Origin of the sequence: Oryzomonas sagensis, from assembly GCF_008802355.1 — a bacterium.
Taxonomy (GTDB): Bacteria; Desulfobacterota; Desulfuromonadia; order Geobacterales; family Pseudopelobacteraceae; genus Oryzomonas; species Oryzomonas sagensis.
This window is the reverse complement of the sequence record NZ_VZRA01000002.1, coordinates 462,871-478,790: the sequence shown is the minus strand read 5'-3', so window position 1 is coordinate 478,790 and position 15,920 is coordinate 462,871. Positions and strand designations below refer to the sequence as shown.

Here is a 15,920-nt window from a genome sequence, read left to right as displayed (position 1 = left end):
CCTCATTTCTATCTGTCCCCGTAGCTCAGCAGGATAGAGCACTTCCCTCCTAAGGAAGGGGTCGGACGTTCGAATCGTCTCGGGGACGCCAATAAAAAACAGGCCCCTGCAAAAATATTTGCAGGGGCCTTTTCTATTAAATGCTTTTAAGGTCTAAAAGATCAACCACACCACACATAGTGATTCCGGTCACATAGGTGGCCTAGTCAATATTTAACGCACACACCTGCTGGATAATCGGCATCCTATCTCCACTTACGCCAACTCACAACACTCCCTCAGGAATTTTCATGAATTTGCGTTAACCATGCGCCCTACCAGAAATATTGTTAAGCAGTAATTTAGGGAGTCGGCTTGCGCAGCAAAAAAATTATGCAATAATTTTGAAACGTGTCAGGGGCAACGTCGCGTGATGCTGATTCTTTTTGTGCAAGGAGCATCTTCCGATTTTGGAGGCGCACCATTAAAAAGCCCATCACAATGGTTTTGCGACTGTCATGCAGTCAAGTTCGGATAGCTTTATTCGGCGGCGGATAAAAATATGATGAACTCAAACAGTAGTGACAGAAGTAGCAACCTGCTAATTATCGACATTTTTCTATTTTCGTTAGCTTTTTACTTACTGATTTTATCGGGTCTGAATATCTTTGATGTCGGCCAGGCTAGAGTTGATGTTTTGTCGTCTCTAACAAATCACTTCGATTTCAACGTCCCAACTGGTAGCGGCGTCAAAGGCGTTGATGGTCGAGATTATTCTTGGTTTGGAATAGGTTCCGTGTTGCTGGGTATTCCGTTTTACCTTTTAGGTAAATTGTTACATATTGAACCGGCGACATTGATACCATTGGTAAATGTGACCATCAGCGCATCTACAAACTGCTTAATGTATGTATTTACATCTTCCATTGGATATTCAAAACGTATCAGCCTGACAATATCTTTTATTTATGGTTTTACTACAATGGCCTGCTACTATGCTAAAGACCCAGGTGATCAAAGCATTGAAACACTCTTTATACTTTTTTCAGTTTATTGCATGCACAAGCACACAATTACCCAAAAAACTTCATATATAATTTATTCAGCCTTTTCTATCGGCATGGCTGTCATAACACGAATAAATGCAGTCATTGCTATTCCAGCAGTACTTACATTACTGCTCTTAGAATATATCTTTAGCGAGTTTTATCAAGACAAGCTAAAACAAATAGTAACATGTATTTGCCTTTTTTGTATATGCCTGACTCCATTTGCAGCCTTGAACATGTGGTATAATTATTATAGATTTGGTTCAGTATTTGAAACCGGCTATGGAATCATGGCAACAAAGTGGGGGCTAAATATTTTTGCTGGCACAAATACTATTATTGGCTTAACCGGGCTTCTCTTCAGCCCAGGAAAAGGCTTCTTCTTTTATTCACCCCCTACGTTATTCTTTTTCATATCAGTTTACTGTTTTTTTAAATTAAATTTCAAAATAGCACTCTGCTTTGTCACTCTCATCATTTCCTACTTTGCTTTTTACTCGAAATATTTGTTTTGGCATGGGGACTGGGCGTGGGGGCCACGATTTCTCCTGGCTACTATTCCCTATTTCATAATTCCCATAGCCTCCATACTTTCCAACCCGTCCGGAAAGCTCAAAACCTTCATTGTCGCGGGTGTAATTTTAGGGGCGGCAATTCAGATCACAGCAATATCGATAAGCCCTTACAGGTACTTTAATTATTTGAAACTTAACGAAAATATAAAATTTGACATCGCACAAGGTGACGGAGTGCAGCCCATTCAAGAACCACCAACGGAGACCTATTTTAACTGGCGCAGATCGCCGATTTTGTATCATGTCAAATTCGTTTATGATTCCGCTAAAAAATTATCAAACTACAACTATGTTGAAAAAACATATCTAGCAAACAATAATGATGTACTTTCTCAACCATACATGAATATTTTTGATTTTAAATGGCTCTATTTAAATTATATCAACCACACTTATAAAGGAATATTGGTACCACTTTTAATGATAATTGTTTTGTGTGCTTGTGGTAAAAATATTTATATACATTCAAATAGCTGACTTAAAATTCAGCATCACGAGTGAGGCATCATTACGCGACTAATTTAGCTCATAATAACTTTGATATTGTACTCATGCATAATCTAAGGGGTAATTTGTGATGCTATCAGTTGTCATACCTGTTTATAACGAAAAAAACACCATCCTGGAGTTACTCAATCTGGTCAGCTCAGTTACTTTAGAAAAAGAAATCATATTAATAGACGACTATTCAACTGACGGTACCCGGGATATTCTTCGGACTTTGGACAATGGCATTGCAAAGGTCCTATACCATGACTTTAATAAAGGCAAGGGGGCTGCTCTCAGGACAGGGTTTAATCATGTGACAGGCGATATTGTAATCATACAGGATGCCGACCTAGAATATGACCCTCAACAATACTCGAAGCTCATCCAACCTATTCTTGATGGCAAGGCGGATGTTGTCTATGGATCTCGTTTTGTAACCGGTGAATATCGTCGAGTACTTTTCTTCTGGCATATGGTCGGAAATAAATTCCTTACCATGCTCTCAAATATACTAACAAACCTAAACCTGACTGATATGGAGACGTGTTACAAGGCTTTCCGCCGAGAAATTTTGGGAAATATTTATATTGAAGAAAACCGTTTCGGTTTTGAACCTGAATTTACAGCAAAGATTGCACGATTAAACTTACGCATTTATGAAACCGGTATTTCTTATTCAGGAAGGAATTATTCTGAAGGGAAAAAAATAGGCTGGAAGGATGGCATTTCGGCATTGCGCTGTATTCTTAAATATAATTTGTTTCGTTGACCTCCTCCTTGGAAGGCCCCGAGGGGTCTCGTTTGACATTTAAACATTTTGCAGATGCTGACGACAAACGAAACGAAATGTTTGAAAGTGCTCCCCAGAGGCGAGAGTAGAGAGCAGGTATTACCCCTGCCCACCCTCATCAGACCGGGAGAAGTCCAGGCCAGGCTTGCACCTTTGCCCCTCCTCCGGCCTTTCAGGCCAGCGGCAGGTCATCCGGCGCATGGGCAGGGACCACCGGGCAGTAGATATGTTCCCGTTCATCGTTCATGCCGAGCGGTTTTTCCGTTTTGAGGAGGGTGAGCCAGACGCGCAGGTTTTCCACGATGATGACCGTCACCAGGACGATGATCACGACGCTGAGCACGGTGTTGAGTATCATGCCCTGGGCCAGGTAGAGCTGGATATTCATAAAGGCCGCCGCGAAGGTGGTCACCGTGACAAAGGCGCACGGCACCGCCGTGATCAGCGCGTACCGCTTCTTGGCCGAGATCCTGAGGATGATCGTGGTCCCGATGGCCAGCGCCAGCGCCGCCAGCGTCTGGTTGGTCACGCCGAACAGGGGCCAGATGGAGGAGACATCGCCCGTGTAGAGGATATACCCCCAGGCAAAGGAAACGCCGCCGCTGGTCAGCACCACCCCCGGTATCCAGTCGGTCTGCTTGAGCGGGGCATAGACCTTTCCCAGGATATCCTGCAGGATGTAGCGCGCCACCCGGGTCCCCGCGTCTATCGTGGTCAGAATGAACAGCGCCTCGAACATGATGATGAACTGGAACCAGTACTTCATCGTATGCTGCAATCCCGCGCCGACGTGGGAGAAGATGTACGCCGTGCCGACCGCCAGCGAGATCGCGCCGCCGGGGCGGTGGGCAACGTCCAGGCCCACCAGGCGGCACAGCTCCGGCAGGTTCTGCACCGGCATGTTGAGCTTGGCAAAGGCCGCGGCCGAGGAGTTGATGGCGAAGTAGTCGTTGGGCACCAGCGTGACGGCGGCCAGAAGCGCCATCACGCCGATGAATGCTTCCGTCAGCATGGCGCCGTACCCGATCAGACGGATCTGCCCTTCCCGTTCCAGCATCTTGGGGGTCGTGCCGGAGCCGATCAGGGCGTGGAACCCGGAGATGGCGCCGCAGGCGATGGTGATGAAGACGTACGGCCAGACCGGGCCGGGGATGATCGGGCCGCCGCCGGCAATGAAGCGGGTCGCGAAGGGCATCTGCACGGTGGGATTCACAAAGAACAGCCCCATCGCCAGCCCCCCGATCACGGCGATCTTCATGTAGGTGCTGAGATAGTCGCGCGGCGCGAGCAAAAGCCACACCGGCAGCGCCGCCGCGCAAAATCCGTACAGCGGCAGGATGATCGACAGATTCTGCTTGCTGAAGGTGAACCATCCGGCGACGGATGACTGGGCGACCGGTCCCCCGAAATACACGGCTGCCAGTATGGCGATAACGCCGAAGGTCGTCCCGGACAGGATGGCGCCCGGCCTGATCCTGAACATGTAGACCCCGGTGAGCATGGCGATGGGGATGGTCATGGCGATGATGAAGACGCCCCAGGGGTTGTTGAACAGCGCATTGGCCACGGCCACGGCCAGGCCGGCCAGGGCCACGATGATGATGAACAGGGTAACGAATGCGGTGGTAATGCCGGTGAGCTTGCTCACATCCTTTTGGGCGATGACCGCCAGGGATTGCCCCTGGTGGCGGACCGAGGCAAAGAGGATGATCATGTCGTGGACGCAGCCGGCGAAGACCGAGCCCAGCAGAATCCAGAAGAAGCCGGGGCCCCAGCCGTACTGTGCCGCCAGCGTCGGCCCGATGAGCGGCCCCGCCCCAGCAATGGCGGCGAAGTGATGTCCGAAGACCACCCACTTGTTGGTCGGGACATAATCCTTGCCGTCGTTGCAGGTAATCGCCGGCGTAATGTTGCGGTCGTCCAGCATCAGGACCCTGGCGGCAATGAAGGCGGAATAGTAGCGGTACGCCAGGGCAAGGATACAGAGGGAGGATATGAGAAGATAGAGGACACTCATCGGTCAGGCCTTTCTTGCGCTGTTTCGGGAGCTTTACCCTGCTCCCTTATTGGGGGGATTGCATTTGCGGCTTGAGGCACAATTGGTAACGCCGGCACGTCAATAACGCCGAAACCCAGTCAACTGATGTTCTTCCGTGCAGGTGGCAGCATACAACCGTGGTATGGATGTGTCAAATTGATGCAAAAAAGGCCCGTGGAGATGTTCCGAGGGCCTTTCTTTGTGTGATGAGGGGATGGTTGGGGAACCGGCATCATGGTGTTAATTATTTCAACATTTTCTGGATCGTGGCGACATTTCTAACATGCTGAAACTGCATTTGAATTTATACTTGTATGGGGTAAAATTATGACTGTGGGTTTGATGGGGCGGCAACTCGAAAATGGTCCGTCAGCGGCGGCTATCCCGACAGAAGTGCTTATGGAGTGAACAAACCCTTAGCAGGCAAAAAGTTTGCACGTCGTGGGGGAGGGGAAAATGGCTCGATGGTACCTGACATCAAACGAGAATTCGCATCGACAAGCCGAAAACGCATGCAAGAGAGCGGGTCTGAGCTCATCAGGGTATCTTTCCACCCATAACTGCCATGTTCAGGCATACAGAAAGCGCGCCGTCGGCACCGATAACCTTGTTACCTGTGGAGAAGACGATTGGATATGCTCAGCCGGCACGATCATTTACCGGTCCAGGCTTGGTCCTTCGGCGCTTCGGGACTTCTATGCCGATTTCGTCAACAGTGGCATTGAAGCGGTACGCTCAAAGGCAATCGGCCACTACGCCGTCGCGATCAGGCATCAAAATAAAATAACCGTCTTCACCGATCCTCAGGGTGCGATTTCTCTGTATTACTCCGCTATGGATTCGTGCTGGAATATTTCGAATTCGCTCGATATCTGTGCGCAGATGTTGCCAGAGCGGAGAATAAATCCACTAAAACTGGTCATGACCGCATTTGAGAGCTGCACCCTGGGAGAAGAGACTTTCTACAGGGGAGTGAGGCGACTTTTCGGCACCCAGGCGATAACTGTCGACCTTAACGATGGAGAGTTCAAAGTAACTGATCTACCGGATACCCCTACTGCCGGGCAAAAATATTCATCGATTTCCGATGCGGTTGATGGGTATAAATCCGAGGTCCAGGCGGTGTTCCGCGAGATAACGGCGGTCGGCTCTGTTGGGCTTTTCGGAACAGGCGGACGCGATTCAAGAACCGTCCTGGCGGCGTTATTGGATCAGGGGGCGGCTCCTAAAATCATGTATGGAGTCGGAAACAGCGACCTGACCGACGACCGCCCAATCGATCTTGAAATTGCAACAAAAATCGCCAAAACATTCAACCTCCCTTTCCAGCTACTGGACTGGTCCGGAGAACAGCCATACCATCAAAATATGTTACAGGAGTTATTCCGGACTTACGGCTTCCAGTATGAGGTTTATGGAGCTTCCCGGTCGTTGTTAGCGGGATTGAGCGGCGGCATTTCACCTTATCCCGATCTCCTGCTCGGCGGACGCGGCGTTATTACGGCATGCAGGAGGCCATGGGCGCAAGCGCAGAGAAACTATACAATCGATGACCTCATTGATTTCAATATGTCTGCCGAAGGCAAGAGCCCTGATCTTCCTTGCCGGGAACTCTATAGATCCGAATTCATCCAGGATGCGAGAGAGGGCTTGCGCCGCGGCCGGATAGAATATCCTGATGATGGAGCGCCATTAGAAACCTTCGTAAGAGCGGCCCTTTTCCTTTACATCCGCACCGATGCAAGGTTCCTGAACTTTGCCAACGAGTTTTGCCACTATATTGACCCATTGGCGTTGAAGTGTCTGCACGATTCACTGTTAGAGATGCCGTTCGAGTATCGATCGAACGATGTATTCCAGATACGGCTCATTCATACCCTGATGCCGGAGCTCTTAGACCTGCCCGTATGCACCACACATAGGCCGGCAAAAATTAATCGCACGACTTTCGAGTTGGAATTCCTGGATGGTTATAAGCAGACGTTTCTGTCTCGTCTTGCCCATGCGGTTTTACCTTCCGCATGCATCGAACCGGCAAAAAAGTTGTACCACTGGGTAAAAGGCGGCAAAAAACGCGAGAGTGCGATATTGCCGGATGACAGGAAGCTCAAGAGCAATCAGATTATGGAGACGTATGGCAGACAGGTGCTGAGCGACCCGTTGTCCACGCGTTATTTGACGACCACAACGTTCCTGAAAATAAAGGCGGCTGAGAGATTTGCGCACTATCTGGCCGGGGTGAATGCTCTGGGGTATCAGGAATAGCCTTTCAGGTTTGTCCCGTTACGCCCGCGGATACACGGCATATTCAACGCCGTTTTTCCCGGCACGCTTCACGTCGTACATGAGCTTGTCCGCCGTCGATATGAGGTCGTCGAGTTTGCATCCCCCGTCCGAACAGGTTACGACCCCCATGCTGATGGTGGTGGGCCACTTGTTGAGTTTCGCCAGCCGGTCCAGTGACTTCACCAGATCCAGCGTTACCGTCTTCACCGCCTCATGGTCCGTCGAGGGGAAAAAGATGGTGAATTCGTCCCCGCCCAGCCTGGCGATGATATCCGTCCTCCGTATCTTTTCCCTCAGGCAGCTTACCACCGACTTGAGCAGTTCGTCACCCTGGCGGTGCCCGTACCTGTCATTCACCTTTTTAAAGTTGTCGATATCGAAATAGGCAAGGGAAAAGGGCCTATAGTCGCGCCGCAAGCGCAATATTTCATACTCCACAAGTTCGGTGAACGCTCGGAGGTTCATTGCCCCGGTCAGCGCATCGGTGCGGGACAGAATCCGTTCGTTGTCCAGAAGCTGATGGATCTTGCACACCATGACGGCGACGACGCAGAAGATGCCGAGCGTCGACAGGTTGTTCCATATAGCGGCGAGCATGTCCGCCTGAAAGTTGTACCGCGCCAGAATGGCGGTGCACGTTATGGAAGCCAGCAGGCCCGCGCGTTTGCCGGCAAACCAGGTGGTAAAGGAGATGGGGAGGAGGTAGAGAAAGGAAAACATGTATTCCGGCGGCGTCAGAACGTCCACAGCCCCGAGGAGCACGCAGCATAACAGCCCGATGGCGGCATTGACGGTGCTCCCCAGCCGGTAGAGGTAGTCGAAATAGCGGGACGAGACGGTTTCCTGTTTATGCACCATGTTCACCCGGAGAGGTTAGTTGGATAAATCATGCCATATTTTCTCACTGTTTCAATATCTTAGTACTATTTTTCACGGGAGGGCCGAAAATCTTTATGACGCTGCCGCAAATCTTGCTGTCCTTCCCCTTGCCCCCTATCCGCACCCCAAAAAGGGAAAACAGACAGCAAGGCCCCTATTCCGGTTTCGCCGGGTTGACCCGGACGTTGTCGAAACAGGTGACGGAATCCGCTTTGGTCCATAACCCTACCTTCCCGGCCTTGAAGGTATCGTCAATAGCCTCAACGACCTGTTTGTTGTTCAGGAAACCGCGAATGCGGTTTCCCCGGACCTCCACCCGCAACTCCTGCCATGTGCCGGAGGGCACCTTGGCCGAACCTTCACGGACGGATCTGCGCCTGCCACCTGCATACGTATAAATGTTGACGTTATCTTCCAGGGCGTTGGCCCTCAGAATGTAGTAGTTGTCCTTGTCCCTGATACGAAAAATGATTCCTGCGGCCCGGTCGCCGCTGCCCGAGATCGCCTTGAATTGGGTGGCGATCGTCACGTCGCCGTAGACCTTGTCCCCCAGGGAGAGCGCGGGATAGTCGGAGTAGCCGGTCTGGCAGAGGGCATTCGGCGCACTCGGCGCGCCGGGCTCCCCTCGAACGGCCCATTTTCCGGCAAAGACCGTCGCCCCGGCCGGAAGCTTCCCCGCCTGCTCCCTGTCGAAGGTCCACTGGCTTGCCGTGGCGGCCTCCGCGGCCCAACACGTGCTACCGCCCGCCGTCAGTGCAACCATTATGCAGATGCTCCCACAGACTGCTCTCCTTTTCATGGATCCTCCTCAGGGGCCAATCGGCCTTTTTTTCGGTTTCAGCCCTTAAACAGCACAAAGCCCACAACAGCGCCCCCAAGTATGAGTACCGGTTCCGGCAGCCTCCAGCGCCGGATGAGCAGGAGGCTGACAATGCCGATGGCCGCCGTGGGGACGTCGATAATCGAGCCTTGCCCGAGAATGACGGCTGCGCCTGCGATTGCCCCCGAAGCCGCCGCTGTGGCGCCTTTGACGAACCCTTTCAATGCGGGATGTTCACGGTAACGGATAATGTACCGGCCAATGAACAGGACAAACAAATAAACCGGCAGGAACACCCCGGCCGCCGCGATGAACGCACCCCATAATCCGGCCACGAGATAGCCGACGAAGGTTGCGGTTATGACCACCGGACCCGGTGTTATGATCCCGACCGCAACGGCATCGAGGAACTGTCGTTCGGTAAGCCAGTGGTAATTGAGAACGACTCCCTGGTGCAAAAACGGGACGATGGCAAGGCCGCTGCCGAAGGTAAACGCCCCCGCCTTGACGAAAAAGCCTCCCAACTTCCAGAGGAGCGGCGCCGTAGCCGATAAACCGGTAAAAGCGACCAGAACCGCAGGAATCAGATTTCCCCGCCTTTTCCAGCTTGCAGGCGGGCTATAGAGCAGAATGCCGATCAAACCGGAAATAACGAACAGCAGGGCGATTTCGGTGCGGGACACCATCGTTATCAGTGCAACGATGCCAAAGATGAGCCACATGCGGCGCTCTGCGCCGACCGTGCTTTTGGCGAGGCGGACGGCGGAGTGCGCGACTATGGCGATCACCACCGGGCCAATGCCGTAGAAAAGCGCCTGCACGACCGCAAGCCCCTGGTAGGCCACGTAGAAGAAGGAGATGGCGACAACGATCAGGAAGGCGGGGAGAATGAAGGCGATTCCCACCAGGGAGGCCCCTGCCGCCCCATGACGGATAAACCCTATCCACATGGCTAACTGGGCGGCAAGGGGGCCGGGCATCATCTGCGCAAAGGCAAGACCCTGGAGATACTCTTCTTCGGTAATCCAGCCGCGGGGAATCAAGTCGCGCTGCATGTATCCGGCAAGGGCTATCGGCCCGCCAAAGCCGAAGGCGCCGAGGCGGAGAAAGTAACCGACAAGCTCCCACAGTCCGGCTGGTTTCAGCGGTATCGTTGCAATCATGTCAGCCGGTTTCTCCAGCATTTCGATCTCCCCGATGGTTCTGTTTTCACAGCCCCATGTGCACCGTCGGAAAGAGACGCTGATGTGGCCTGTCATGCATGGTAACGGCCATAAGCGGCCTCACCGCACCCTGAAGGCAAGGATGGCGCTGTTGATCTCGGTCTGGTCGTCGGTGAACGACTCGTCGTTGTACCGGTTGAGGTCGTAGACGAGGCGTGCCCGTACGGTATACTCGCCGGCCGGCAACTTCGGCGTCCAGGGAAGAATCCGCTCCTCACCCGCACGGATGATCTCTTCATGGGGGCCCTGGGCATCGGCCTGCATGGCCGCTTTCGCGTCCGGCCGTTTTTTATCCTCTTCCAGGAATTTCTTGTCATCGGGGCGGGCACCATACCACGGGGCAAACATCCACTCGTTCCGGGCAACATTTTTGCCGTCTTTGTCCATAATCTCCACGTTCAGGTATATGGCCCGGCGGTTGGAGCCTGTGGGCACCGAATGTCCGGCGCCCACATTGATGACATGGAACGACAGATCGGATCGTCCTTTATCCTGCTGGCTGATGGCCAGACTGAGTGCGCTGGCAAGCCGCTGCTGGGAACGCCCGCCGGTCCAGAGATGCCGGGCAACGGCCCGTGCCGGGTTATCGAAATCTTCCGCCACCTTGCGGACGGTACGGGGCATGTGGCAATCCTGGCAGTGCTGTTTGCCGAGGCCGGGCTTATTGAAGTCATCCCGCCACTCCAGGAAGGTCTGGGTCTGCTTGCCGGGCACCCGCTTGCCCATGCTGTGGCAATAGGCGCACATGGCGGAGGTCTGGATGGCGGGGTCGGCAACGGTCGCGTGGGGGGCCTTCACGGCGTGGGGTCCGCGGATCACGCCTTCAGGCGTCAGGTGGCAACTGGCGCAGGTCAGCCCTCCGGCCTCTTTGCCTTTTGGCCGCGCTTTCGGCTTGGTCATCTCCTCGACACCCATGGCCGGTATGGCGAACGGTTCCGGGAAGTGGCAGACGTTGCAGGATTTTCCCCCCTCTTCGGCCTCGCGGGAGTGGATGGGATACGGTTCGACACCGGCAAAGGCATGGGCTGTGGCGGTATCCGAAATATTCGCGGGCATGGTCAGTTTTTGATTCGGTGCTGCCGGTATCGTCGTTGGCTTGTAATGAATGTCGCTCCCGAAGCCAAAGGCAAACTCCCGATAGATCGCCTTGTGGCATCCCCCGCATGTTTCGGAGGGCGTTGCGGTCCCCTCGGGGGACGCCATCCCTTCCGCTCCTGCCACGGCCGACACGGTGAGCGATACCAGAACTGCCGCCACGGTCGATACAACGCCTGATGTAATGCCATTTTTCATCGGGTGCTCCTTTCATGTTTGTCAGGTAAAACGTGACGACTGGGGGTAGGTGGGGCGGCACGCAGACGCGCGGCTTCTTCCGGGCCAGGGGAAAATCCCGGCGGGTGCAGGCCCGGCCTTCCAAACCATGCCCTCCGGGATTTCGACAGCACTATAGGCCACCTCGCTACGGGCGGTCCTTCTGCATCGAGGTGTAGGTGGGGCCATGGCATTCCTTGCAGTCCACCGGCCCTTTTTTCCCCTGGTCATGGCAGGAGATGCAGATCTGGTGGGCGACCTCCTTGTCCCATTTTTTGATCTTCCACTCCTGGGCCGTATGGCAGCGGAGACATTCACGGTTGGTCCACTTCTGATGCTGCCAGTGCTTGAAGACCAGATAGAGGTCGCCCATCTTGAGCTTGATGATCTCAGGACCGGCATTTTGGGGAGCATCCGCCGCAACAAGGGCGGCGGGCGTCCCGGCCGTCGCGAGAACCACGGCAAGAGCCACGGTGAGCTTTTTCATGATGTGACGCCTCCTTTCGGGGCTCGGTAGGAAAGTGATGTGCTAATTGTAATGCACAAATGGAAACTCGCAAGAAAGCGCGGCGGGTGCGCCGCGAAGGGATGCCCCCCGGGAAGAGGGACGCACATTCTCCCAAAATGTGACGGCCGTCACATAATATCTACCCGGGCAGGGGTAGAGTGAATCAACAATTGCATAGGGTATCGACAATACTAAACCATCCGCGAGGGTGGGACGGAAAGCCCACGGGTCTTACAGAGACAGCCGGGTCGCCGAAATATCAGGATAATGATATCGGCGACCCGGCTTTTTTTGTGCCCGCAGATGGAATAAGGAAAAGGAAGGACGTATGCAAGCACACCACCAAGCAACACCCCGCTTGTTCCTGGCCGCTGCGGTCTGTGCCCTGCTCTCCCTGCTGCTCGCCCCCCTCCCCGCCCGCGCGGAAAACGTGCTTTTCCTCCAGGCCCCGGATCAACAACTCCGGGAGCAACCCGCTCCCCAGCTCCCTGCCGCGAAAAAAGCCCTCCTGACCCTGAACGACGACGGCAACGTCATGGTCCGCTACAACAACGGGGTATCGCTCACCTTCAGCTACGAAGCGGGGGGCAGTCCCCAGGAAAGCCGGATAAAAGCCCCTCCTCCCCGCCAGGAGGTCGCCAGCTTGGGCGGCCTCAGCGTCAGATTCGGCGTCGCCTTTTAGCCGCTCCTTCCCCCCTCCCTGAGCTACCGCCCCCCCCCGAGTCCCACCCGCAGAACCCGCCTGAGGGAACACACAAATAGACTTTGTTAATGGAAACCTGGTGTGGTATAGCAGAAGGCATACGGTTGCCCGCACCGGGGACAATCGTACGATCTTCACCGGCAACGGATGCCCGCGGCCCAAGGGCTGAGACCCGGGGCCGCGGGCGTTGTTTCCCCACAGAGGCGTTATGGGCGGCAAATCAACCTTAATAGCGACAAAATTGAAGAATTTCCGCGAGACGTTCATGCGGCAGCTCCCCGCCAAGCTGGACGCCGTCAGGGAGGCGCATGCCGCCCTCGGCCAGGGGGTGCCGGCCAAAGAAGCGGTCAACGAGTTGTACCGCTGCTTCCACACCCTGCGGGGGGAGAGCGCCAACTTCGGCCTGCACGCATTGAGCGACCTGGCCGCGGAGGGGGAGCGGCTGGCGCGGCAGGTGCGCAAGGGAGAGGCGGGCCCCGAGAGCGCCTGGCGCCCCCTGCTGCAGGAGCTTGTCGGCCGGATGGAGCGCGAGGCGGCCCGCACCGATGCGCCCCGGGCCATGGACCTGCAAGCCCTTGAGGTCGTGGCGGCCGCCGAGACCTTCCACGGGATGGAACGCCGGGTCGTCTACCTCTGCGAGCACGACCCCCTGCAACGCCTGAACCTGGCCACCCAGATCGGCTGTTTCGGCTTCGAGGTGCTGACCTTCGGCGAGCTGGAGCAGTTCCGCAACGCCGTCCGCGGCGGGCACCCGGACGTCATCGTCATGGACCTGGTCTACCCCGGCCAGCCGACCGGCGGGGCGGATGTGATGAAGGAGATTCGCCCCGAGCTGGAACGGACTATCCCCACGGTCTTCATCTCCTCCCTGGGCGACCTCTCTTCCCGTCTCGCGGCGCTCCGGGCCGGGTCCGACGCCTATTTCGTCAAGCCGGTCAACATCACCGGCCTCTGCACGACCCTTCACGCCCTTACCACCCGGGAGGCCCCCGAACCGTACCGCATCATGATCGTGGACGACGACCCGCTCCTGACGGAGATGACCGCCCTCATTCTCCAGGACGCGGGCATGGAGACCCGGAGCCTGAACGACCCCTTGCAGGCGCTGCCGCTGCTCTTGGAATTCAAGCCGGACCTGATCCTCATGGATATGTACATGCCCGGCTGCAACGGCACGGAGTTGGCCAGGACGATCCGGCAGATCGAGGCCTACTTCAGCATCCCGATCATCTTCCTCTCCAGCGAAACCAATGCGGACGCCCAGTTCGAGGCGCGGCGCATGGGTGGGGACGAATTTCTGCTCAAGCCGATCACGCCGGATCACCTGATCTCCACCGTGACCGTTCTGGCCGAGCGGATGAAGGTCATACGCTCCTCCATGACCACGGACGCCATGACCGGGCTATTCAACCACACCGCCACCAGGAAGCATCTCGACCTGGCCATCGAAGACGCCCTCAGGGGGGAGGAGGCGCTCTGCTTCGCCATGATCGACCTGGACCGTTTCAAGGAGATCAACGACCAGTACGGCCATGACGCGGGGGACCGGGTCCTCATGGCCCTGGCCCGGCTGCTTCGGCAGCGGCTCCGCACGTGCGACGTGGTCGGCCGCACCGGGGGCGAGGAGTTTGCCGTCATCCTTCCCGCCTGCGACATCATGGAGGCCGGGCACCTGTTGGAGCAGATCCTGGAGAGCTTCGCCGCCATCGGCTTTCCCGCCGGCGAGGAGTATTTCAACTCCACCTTCAGTTGCGGCGTCGCCTCCCTCGACAAGTTCGGCACGGCGGAAAAGCTCTACAAGGCCGCCGACGAGGCGCTCTACATCTCCAAGGAAGAGGGTCGCAACCGGGTCATAGCCGTCGGCTGCGAGGATGTGGCGTAAACCATCCCCCCTCCCGTCAAGGCCGGGAATAAGTTCCCTGCCCTCCTACGCACCACCGGGTCCGTTTGCAACACCGCTTGCAAAAGTGCCGCGACTGAGTGTATAAGAGAGCCCTTCCCAAATCCTGCGGGCCGGTTGCAGCCGGCTCGTCACAACCTCTTCGGAAGCACGTCGGTCGCTGGTGGGCCGCCCGGTCTTCAAAACCGGTGGGGGGGATGAGAAATCTCCCCGGTGGGTTCGATTCCCATGTGCTTCCGCCAATTATCTCTTCAAATAGTTTCGATTGTTTTGTAACGATGGCCGGTTGCGGGGGCGTGGATGGCTCGGCAGAGTGGCTTGAGGCGAGTTATGGGAGGGGTGCAATATACGTGATGTCAATGTGCTGGCTTGACACCCAAATTATTCCTAAAAAAGCCGCCCCATTGATCTTAGTGGGGTCGGCTTTTTTTGTATCTTGTTCGACGGTTGCTGTGAGCTGAATAGTTATTAATAGTCGGTATATGCGACAGCACTTATTTCAATTAATTGTGCCGGAAAAGCAAAAGACGGCACTCCTACAAGAGTTCCCGCTGGCCGGTGCTTCCCTAAGTATCCCTTGAACAGCTTAATAACGGAATCCGAATACTCCCCAGCATCTGCCAGATAAATTTCCACATACGCGAGGTTGGATTTCGTGACACCAAACTCCGCTAATACATGGTCAAGATTTTCAAGTGTCTGACGAGTTTGCGTTTCAATGTCACCTTCGCCAATAAATGCGCCCTCTGAATCATGGGAAAATTGCCCGGAAACATAAATTGTGCCATTCACTCCGTATGCTTGGGAAATGCCGTGATCCCAAAGATTGTGATTATAAGTCTTAATGTTAATCATTTTATCTCTCCTTTACTTTAAAGTAAATTTAGTATAACAAGACAGCAAATGAAAAAGTAGTACGCACTTTATTGATAGCTACTATTAGAAAGGATAGTGTCAATTATGGGAATGGCTGCATATAAGGGTCAAGTAAAAAATATCCAAGATACACCTTTTGGATATACCTTGTCGGTGATTGGCGGTAAATGGAAGATGGTTATCATTTACCTTTTGGCAGAAAATCAACCTATCCGCTTTAATGACCTAAAAAGACAAATTGGCTCGATTACCTTTAAGATATTGAGTTCGCAATTGAAAGAACTGGAATCAGATGGTTTGATAGAACGAAAAGAGTATCCTCAAATTCCGCCTAAAGTTGAGTACCGTTTGACAGCTAAAGCAGAAACGCTCTTACCTGTCTTGGAAGGATTATGCGAATGGGGAGCAAGGAATCAAAATAAACAAGCTGCCCTGTCAGGCGGATTTATCTACTCCGAGCCAAGTTGACCCGCAGTACCGCTATCCGCGTAAAA

General features: G+C 54.4%; 13 protein-coding genes, 2 tRNA genes and 1 riboswitch. Of the genes, 8 read left to right on the top strand and 7 right to left on the bottom strand.

What is annotated here, in order from left to right:
- The first annotated feature begins 14 nt into the window (after positions 1–14).
- The 3 genes from F6V30_RS10065 to F6V30_RS10055 all read left to right on the top strand — a co-directional run bounded on the left by F6V30_RS10065 (position 15) and on the right by F6V30_RS10055 (position 2,861).
- Positions 15–91, top strand: a tRNA-Arg gene (locus F6V30_RS10065).
- Between the two features lie 450 nt (positions 92–541).
- Positions 542–2,080: a glycosyltransferase family 39 protein gene (locus F6V30_RS10060; protein WP_151156838.1), complete on the top strand. Its 1,539-nt coding sequence runs from the start codon at positions 542–544 to the stop codon at positions 2,078–2,080.
- A gap of 100 nt (positions 2,081–2,180) precedes the next feature.
- Entirely contained in the window at positions 2,181–2,861 is a 681-nt protein-coding gene (locus F6V30_RS10055; protein WP_246163442.1) for a glycosyltransferase family 2 protein, read from the top strand.
- 193 nt (positions 2,862–3,054) lie between these two features.
- Here F6V30_RS10055 and F6V30_RS10050 read toward each other — a convergent pair whose 3' ends face one another.
- On the bottom strand, positions 3,055–4,899 hold the full coding sequence (locus F6V30_RS10050; protein ID WP_151156836.1) for a carbon starvation CstA family protein: 1,845 nt from the start codon (positions 4,897–4,899) through the stop codon (positions 3,055–3,057).
- Positions 4,900–5,376: 477 nt separating this feature from the next.
- On the opposite strand from F6V30_RS10050, the gene F6V30_RS10045 reads away from it, so the two are divergent.
- A complete protein-coding gene (locus tag F6V30_RS10045) occupies positions 5,377–7,185 on the top strand; it encodes an asparagine synthetase B family protein (RefSeq protein WP_151156835.1) in 1,809 nt (602 codons plus the stop codon).
- A gap of 18 nt (positions 7,186–7,203) precedes the next feature.
- On the opposite strand, the gene F6V30_RS10040 is transcribed toward F6V30_RS10045, so the two are convergent.
- The 5 genes from F6V30_RS10040 to F6V30_RS10020 form a co-directional block, all read right to left on the bottom strand.
- A complete protein-coding gene (locus F6V30_RS10040) occupies positions 7,204–8,064 on the bottom strand; it encodes a diguanylate cyclase (protein WP_151156834.1) in 861 nt (286 codons plus the stop codon).
- Between the two features lie 175 nt (positions 8,065–8,239).
- The gene (locus tag F6V30_RS10035; RefSeq protein WP_151156833.1) at positions 8,240–8,884 is read right to left on the bottom strand and encodes a 3-keto-alpha-glucoside-1,2-lyase-like domain-containing protein; all 645 of its coding nucleotides are present in this window, start codon (positions 8,882–8,884) and stop codon (positions 8,240–8,242) included.
- A gap of 38 nt (positions 8,885–8,922) precedes the next feature.
- Positions 8,923–10,089: a chromate efflux transporter gene (gene chrA / locus F6V30_RS10030; RefSeq protein ID WP_218043323.1), complete on the bottom strand. Its 1,167-nt coding sequence runs from the start codon at positions 10,087–10,089 to the stop codon at positions 8,923–8,925.
- 99 nt (positions 10,090–10,188) lie between these two features.
- Positions 10,189–11,421 (bottom strand): hypothetical protein, encoded by a 1,233-nt coding sequence (locus F6V30_RS10025; RefSeq protein ID WP_151156832.1) that lies wholly within the window; start codon positions 11,419–11,421, stop codon positions 10,189–10,191.
- 166 nt (positions 11,422–11,587) lie between these two features.
- The gene (locus F6V30_RS10020; protein WP_151156831.1) at positions 11,588–11,926 is read right to left on the bottom strand and encodes a cytochrome c3 family protein; all 339 of its coding nucleotides are present in this window, start codon (positions 11,924–11,926) and stop codon (positions 11,588–11,590) included.
- Between the two features lie 201 nt (positions 11,927–12,127).
- A riboswitch (cyclic di-GMP riboswitch) is annotated at positions 12,128–12,203 on the top strand.
- 72 nt (positions 12,204–12,275) lie between these two features.
- On the opposite strand from F6V30_RS10020, the gene F6V30_RS10015 reads away from it, so the two are divergent.
- The 3 genes from F6V30_RS10015 (at position 12,276) to F6V30_RS10005 (ending at position 14,792) form a co-directional block, all read left to right on the top strand.
- Positions 12,276–12,629, top strand: a complete 354-nt coding sequence (locus F6V30_RS10015) for a hypothetical protein (protein WP_151156830.1) — start codon at positions 12,276–12,278, stop codon at positions 12,627–12,629.
- Between the two features lie 229 nt (positions 12,630–12,858).
- Complete coding sequence (locus tag F6V30_RS10010; protein ID WP_151156829.1) at positions 12,859–14,532, top strand: diguanylate cyclase; 1,674 nt, start codon at positions 12,859–12,861, stop codon at positions 14,530–14,532.
- Between the two features lie 162 nt (positions 14,533–14,694).
- Positions 14,695–14,792, top strand: a tRNA-Sec gene (locus F6V30_RS10005).
- A gap of 226 nt (positions 14,793–15,018) precedes the next feature.
- Here F6V30_RS10005 and F6V30_RS10000 read toward each other — a convergent pair.
- The gene (locus tag F6V30_RS10000; RefSeq protein WP_151156828.1) at positions 15,019–15,405 is read right to left on the bottom strand and encodes a RidA family protein; all 387 of its coding nucleotides are present in this window, start codon (positions 15,403–15,405) and stop codon (positions 15,019–15,021) included.
- A 105-nt stretch (positions 15,406–15,510) separates the two neighbouring features.
- Between F6V30_RS10000 and F6V30_RS09995 the strand changes: the two genes are divergently transcribed.
- Positions 15,511–15,894 carry a winged helix-turn-helix transcriptional regulator gene (locus tag F6V30_RS09995; RefSeq protein ID WP_151156827.1) on the top strand — a complete coding sequence of 128 codons (384 nt, stop codon included), beginning with the start codon at positions 15,511–15,513 and terminating at the stop codon, positions 15,892–15,894.
- The last annotated feature ends 26 nt before the right edge of the window (positions 15,895–15,920 follow it).

Bases quoted from the DNA above. Each gene is read 5' to 3' on its own strand.
- F6V30_RS10060 (WP_151156838.1), top strand. From the start codon at position 542: ATGATGAACTCAAACAGTAGTGACAGAAGTAGCAACCTGCTAATTATC.
- F6V30_RS10055 (WP_246163442.1), top strand. From the start codon at position 2,181: ATGCTATCAGTTGTCATACCTGTTTATAACGAAAAAAACACCATCCTG.
- F6V30_RS10050 (WP_151156836.1), bottom strand. From the start codon at position 4,899: ATGAGTGTCCTCTATCTTCTCATATCCTCCCTCTGTATCCTTGCCCTG.
- F6V30_RS10045 (WP_151156835.1), top strand. From the start codon at position 5,377: ATGGCTCGATGGTACCTGACATCAAACGAGAATTCGCATCGACAAGCC.
- F6V30_RS10040 (WP_151156834.1), bottom strand. From the start codon at position 8,064: ATGGTGCATAAACAGGAAACCGTCTCGTCCCGCTATTTCGACTACCTC.
- F6V30_RS10035 (WP_151156833.1), bottom strand. From the start codon at position 8,884: ATGAAAAGGAGAGCAGTCTGTGGGAGCATCTGCATAATGGTTGCACTG.
- chrA (WP_218043323.1), bottom strand. From the start codon at position 10,089: ATGCTGGAGAAACCGGCTGACATGATTGCAACGATACCGCTGAAACCA.
- F6V30_RS10025 (WP_151156832.1), bottom strand. From the start codon at position 11,421: ATGAAAAATGGCATTACATCAGGCGTTGTATCGACCGTGGCGGCAGTT.
- F6V30_RS10020 (WP_151156831.1), bottom strand. From the start codon at position 11,926: ATGAAAAAGCTCACCGTGGCTCTTGCCGTGGTTCTCGCGACGGCCGGG.
- F6V30_RS10015 (WP_151156830.1), top strand. From the start codon at position 12,276: ATGCAAGCACACCACCAAGCAACACCCCGCTTGTTCCTGGCCGCTGCG.
- F6V30_RS10010 (WP_151156829.1), top strand. From the start codon at position 12,859: ATGGGCGGCAAATCAACCTTAATAGCGACAAAATTGAAGAATTTCCGC.
- F6V30_RS10000 (WP_151156828.1), bottom strand. From the start codon at position 15,405: ATGATTAACATTAAGACTTATAATCACAATCTTTGGGATCACGGCATT.
- F6V30_RS09995 (WP_151156827.1), top strand. From the start codon at position 15,511: ATGGGAATGGCTGCATATAAGGGTCAAGTAAAAAATATCCAAGATACA.